The sequence below is a fragment of the uncultured Corynebacterium sp. genome (genome assembly GCF_937999985.1).
Classification (GTDB): domain Bacteria; phylum Actinomycetota; class Actinomycetes; order Mycobacteriales; family Mycobacteriaceae; genus Corynebacterium.
In genome coordinates this window covers 1-4,621 of the sequence record NZ_CALLDG010000158.1, presented here as the reverse complement: position 1 = coordinate 4,621, position 4,621 = coordinate 1, and the positions used below count along the sequence as shown (strand labels likewise).

Annotated in this window: 5 protein-coding genes; 2 read left to right on the top strand and 3 right to left on the bottom strand. The window is 64.0% G+C overall.

Features of this window, described 5'->3' with window-relative positions:
* Nucleotides 1-457, bottom strand: a 457-nt coding sequence (locus Q0331_RS07630; RefSeq protein ID WP_298075800.1) for a NusA N-terminal domain-containing protein, incomplete at its 3' end; no start/stop codon positions are given.
* 9 nt (nt 458-466) lie between these two features.
* The gene (gene rimP / locus Q0331_RS07625) at nt 467-1,042 is read right to left on the bottom strand and encodes a ribosome maturation factor RimP (protein ID WP_298075799.1); all 576 of its coding nucleotides are present in this window, start codon (nt 1,040-1,042) and stop codon (nt 467-469) included.
* Between the two features lie 48 nt (nt 1,043-1,090).
* On the opposite strand from rimP, the gene Q0331_RS07620 reads away from it, so the two are divergent.
* The gene (locus Q0331_RS07620) at nt 1,091-2,014 is read left to right on the top strand and encodes a twin-arginine translocation signal domain-containing protein (protein ID WP_298075798.1); all 924 of its coding nucleotides are present in this window, start codon (nt 1,091-1,093) and stop codon (nt 2,012-2,014) included.
* Here the strand turns inward: Q0331_RS07620 and Q0331_RS07615 are convergent.
* Nucleotides 1,980-3,770 carry a proline--tRNA ligase gene (locus Q0331_RS07615; RefSeq protein WP_298075797.1) on the bottom strand — a complete coding sequence of 597 codons (1,791 nt, stop codon included), beginning with the start codon at nt 3,768-3,770 and terminating at the stop codon, nt 1,980-1,982. The two genes, Q0331_RS07620 and Q0331_RS07615, sit on opposite strands and share 35 nt — an antisense overlap.
* 69 nt (nt 3,771-3,839) lie before the next feature.
* Here Q0331_RS07615 and yaaA point away from each other — a divergent pair, with 69 nt between their 5' ends.
* Nucleotides 3,840-4,565: a peroxide stress protein YaaA gene (gene yaaA, locus Q0331_RS07610; protein ID WP_298075796.1), complete on the top strand. Its 726-nt coding sequence runs from the start codon at nt 3,840-3,842 to the stop codon at nt 4,563-4,565.
* Nucleotides 4,566-4,621: the final 56 nt, after the last annotated feature.

Here is a 4,621-nt window from a genome sequence, read left to right as displayed (position 1 = left end):
GGATGTGCTCGGCGGGCAGGATCTGCCCGTCCTGGCCGTTCGCCTCGGTGCCCAGGTGCACGATGGTCACACCGCGCTCGTTGGCGCGGGCATCGGCGGAAACCACGCCGGAGACCACTCGGTAGCGCAGCTCGGCGTACTCGTCGTAGCGGTTCTGCACGCGAGCGGAGTTGATGCGGAAGCGAATGGCTTCGCGCACAGCCAGCGCGCCGTCGCGACCAAAATTCTTCGGAGTGTCGTCGATGCGTCCGGTGACGTTCCCATCTTCGTCCTTTTCCACCTGGTAGATGGTCACCTCGCCACTGATCGGGTCGATGTCCACATCGACCGGGCCGGTGAATTGGCTTTTCGCCCGGTACGCCTCGCGCAGCCCCCGCTTAACCCCCTCCAGCAGGTCGTCGAAATCCACCGACTCCTGCTTTTCGACTGCACGCAGCGCGGCCATATCAATATTCACTTGTTACTCCTAGTTTTCCGCCGGACTATCCTGCTGATCTTCTGCACGGGGCAACCCGTAGGCGTCAATAGCCAATCCGACAAGATCGACCTCGGCGGCGGGTGCCTGTGAGAATTCCACTTCTACCACCGCACCAGCTACATCTGCGAATCGCACGCGGCGCACGCTGGGCTGTTTCTTATCCGGTGTGATCAAAACGACATCGTCGCCGTCTACCTGCGCGATGCGTTCTACCCCGTCGGCCAGCCGCACGAGGCGCCCGATGTTGCGCACCCAGTGGCGTTGCTCCACGAGAGGGAAATCGACGCCCGGCGTCGTCAACTCCAGGGTGTATCCGGCCCCAAAGCTCATCTCCCCCGCCGCCTCGGCGTCATCCAAGTGCTTCGATACCTCGCGGCTCAGTTCTTCCAACTGGTCCAGATTCGGGCGCTCGGCGCGGGGATCGGCGGTATCCACCGCGATCCTAATGGCGGACTTCGCTCCGGCCTTCGTGATCTTGATGTCCTCGATCACCAGTCCGAACTCTCTTACCAATCCGCGCAGCGATTCTTCGAGCTGCTCCTTGTTTGGAAATGCCATGACCATGCAGTCTAGCAGCAGCTGGCTTCTAGTAGACTCCTAGTCTTGATGAATATGACCAGCTCTCGTCCTCCCCTCACCCGCCGCCGTTTCCTGGGAGCCAGCACGCTTCTAGGTGCCGGCCTGGCGATCTCCGCCTGCGAGTTCGGTGAAGAGCCACAAGCAAACGAGCAGCTCATCGAGCTCGGAGCGGCACTGCGCAGTGCTCAGAAAAATTTTCAGGCCAAACGGGCGAAGAAGTGGTCCGGATTCCTCGGCAAGCAGTACGACCTGGTCACGGAGGAAACCCTGCGCCAGTGCGGCACCGATAGCGAGGGCAACGCGCCCCAGGGCTGCCAAGAAAAAATTTCCGAGACCAAGAACGCACCCAGGAAAGCTGTTTCCCTGGACAAGGCCTACGATCGCGCCCTCACAAGCGAGCTGGGCGCACAGGCCTCCCTCATCGCCGGGCTATTCGCCGCCTACAAGGCCGCCGGCGACAACGAGCGTCCTAACCACCCTACCGAGGTCAGCGCTGAGGTCGTCGAGGGCTTTTCTAACCCGGATGTCGATGTGGCAGCGGAGTTTCGTTCCTTGCTGACGCTAACTTACGGTGCAATCTACGCCTCGGGTGTCGCGCTGGCCAAGAGCCCAGCGGACAAGACCCGTTCGCAGATCCAATCCTTGGCCAATCAGCTGCGCGTGCTACGCGACCTCACGAATGACGTCCTGGAAGAGCTGGGCGCGGAGATCCCCGCCCCCGAACCCGGATACACGCAGGGTGGGGCCGACGGGAAGTCGGATGCTGTGGAGTACTTCCACCCCACCTTGCTGCCCATCACCACCCAGCTTCGACGCATCACGGAGCTGGCCGCCAACGAGAAGGCCGTCGCCTACGCCACCGACTGGCTAAAGACCACCGCCTGCGGCGAAGCCGCCCTCGAGCGACTCCAGGGCAAGGACCCTAAGGACGTGCCTCTCCGCGGAGAGCCCGCTTAGCCTCCGGTAGCGCATCGGTGTAGTCGACCTCGTAGGTCTCGCCGGTCAGGCGGTTGCGCAGCTCCACCTTGCCGTCGGCGAACCCGCGGCCGACCACGACCACCAGGGGCATGCCCAGCAGCTCGGAATCCTTGAACTTCACGCCCGGGGAAACCTTCGGGCGGTCGTCGAAGAGAACCTCCAAGCCGTCGTTGGACAGCGTCTCCACCAGCTCCACGGCGGCCTCGCCCGCGGCGGCGTCCTTGTTGGCGATCACCACGTGCACGTCGAAAGGCGCGACGGATGCCGGCCAGCGCAGCCCGGACTCGTCCAGCATCTGCTCGGCGATCACGCCCACCAGGCGAGAAACGCCCACGCCGTAGGAGCCCATCGTCGGCACGGAGCGCTTACCGGACTCGTCCAGGATCTTCACGTCGAAGGCCTCGGTGTACTTGCGGCCCAGCTGGAAGATATGGCCGATCTCGATGCCACGAGCCAGCGTCAGGGTGCCCTTGCCGTCCGGCGAAGGGTCGCCCTCCAGCACCTCGGCGGCCTCCACGAAGCCGTCCGGGGTGAAGTCGCGCCCTGCAACCAGGCCCACGACGTGGCGGTTCTTCGCATCCGCACCGGTGATCCAGGAGGTTCCCTCCACCACACGCGGGTCGGCCAGAACGCGCACGCCGTTTGCGGCCAGTCCCTTCGGACCCACGTAGCCCTTAACCAGGAAGGGGTGCTTCTTGAAGTCCGCATCTTCGGCCAGCTCCACCTGCGCGGGTTCCATGGCCGCCTCGAGGCGCTTCATGTCCACCTCGCGGTTGCCCGGCACCAGCACGCCGGCCAGGGACTCGCCCCGCGGCTTGCCTTCCTCGTCCAGCGTCGGGTCGTTGACCTTGATCACGATGCACTTCAGCGTGTCCGCAGCCTCCACGGCACGGCCGTCGATGGTGATGCCTTCGTCGTTAGCCCAGTCCACCAGCGCTTCGATGGTATCGCTGTCCGGGGTCTCGTACTCCTTGGCCTCCGGCTGGCCCTCGATCGGCTGAGCCGGCGGGACCTGCGTCACTACAGCCTCGACGTTCGCGGCGTAGTCGCTCTCGGTGGAGCGCACGAAGGTGTCCTCGCCGGTGTCGGCCACTGCCAGGAACTCCTCGGATGCCGAGCCGCCCATAGCGCCAGAGGTCGCAGAGCAGATCGCGTACTTGATGCCCAGGCGGTCGAAGATGTTCTGGTAGGCCTTGCGGTGCAGCTGGTAGGACTCCTCCAGCCCCTCATCGTCCATGTTGAAGGAGTAGGAATCCTTCATAATGAACTCGCGACCGCGCAGGATGCCGGCGCGCGGGCGTTCCTCGTCGCGGTACTTCGTCTGCACCTGGTACAGGATCACGGGGAAGTCCTTGTAGGAGTTGTACTCGGACTTCACGACCGAGGTGAACATCTCCTCGTGTGTCGGCCCCAGCAGGTAGTCCGCGTTCTTGCGGTCCTTCAGGCGGAACAGCGCATCACCGTACTCGACCCAGCGGCCGGTCGTCTCGTAGGGCTCGCGCGGCAGCAGCGCGGGGAAGGAAATCTCCTGCGCGCCGATGGCGTTCATCTCCTCGCGCACGACCTCTTCGACGTTGCGCAGCACCCGCAGGCCGAGCGGCAGCCACGAGTACACGCCGGGGGCAACGCGGCGGATGTATCCCGCGCGTACCAGCAGCTTGTGGCTGGGCACCTCTGCGTCTGCGGGGTCGTCACGCAGGGTGCGCAAGAATAGTTGTGACATCCGAGTAATCATGAGTCATGACTTTACCTTTTCCCCCTTTAACTTGTGTCGTTCGGTAGGGGTTTTAGCTAGTCTGTGGGAATGCTGATCGTGCTTCCCCCGTCCGAAACCAAGGCTCCCGGTGGCTCGCTGCCCGCCAGGGAGCCGTTGCACTTCCCGGAACTCGACCCTATCCGCGAGGAGATCACCCGCGATCTGGTCGCCCTGTGCACCGAAGATCCGGAGGCCGCCATGCAGGTCCTGGGCCTTTCCGAGAAGCTGCGCGGCGAGGTCGAGGCCAATCAGGTGCTGCGCACCGCCCCGACGATGCCGGCCCTGCGCCGTTACACGGGCGTGCTCTACGACGCGCTCGATGTGTCTTCTCTTTCTGACGCCACCACGCCCCACCTAGCCATCGGTTCAGCACTGTATGGCCTGGTCATGGGCGGGGATCCGATCCCCCACTACCGGCTTTCGGGTAGTACCAAGCTCACCCCCGGCACCACCATGAAGAGGCGCTGGGGTTCCGCCATCACCGAGGCACTGCAGCGCGCAGAGCAAGAACACGGCCTGGTGGTGGACTTACGTTCCGGGGCATACCAGCAGCTCGGCAAACTGAAGACTGCGGTGACTGTGCGGGTGGAATCCGTGCAACCCGATGGCAGCCGCAAGGTCGTCAGCCACTTCAACAAGCACTACAAGGGTCTGCTTGCCCGCGCGCTGGCGCAGGATCCCAGCGGCTCCACTGCCTCGGAGGTTGCCGACATCGCCCGCGCCGCAGGCTTTACCGTGGAGCAGGACTCCACGGAGCTCACCCTCGTCGTCTAGATGTACTGACCGGAGACGTTGATCGACGCGATCTGGCATCAGTCGACCATGTGCAG

Bases quoted from the DNA above. Each gene is read 5' to 3' on its own strand.
- Q0331_RS07615 (WP_298075797.1), bottom strand. From the start codon at position 3,770: ATGATTACTCGGATGTCACAACTATTCTTGCGCACCCTGCGTGACGAC.
- rimP (WP_298075799.1), bottom strand. From the start codon at position 1,042: ATGGTCATGGCATTTCCAAACAAGGAGCAGCTCGAAGAATCGCTGCGC.
- Q0331_RS07620 (WP_298075798.1), top strand. From the start codon at position 1,091: ATGACCAGCTCTCGTCCTCCCCTCACCCGCCGCCGTTTCCTGGGAGCC.
- yaaA (WP_298075796.1), top strand. From the start codon at position 3,840: ATGCTGATCGTGCTTCCCCCGTCCGAAACCAAGGCTCCCGGTGGCTCG.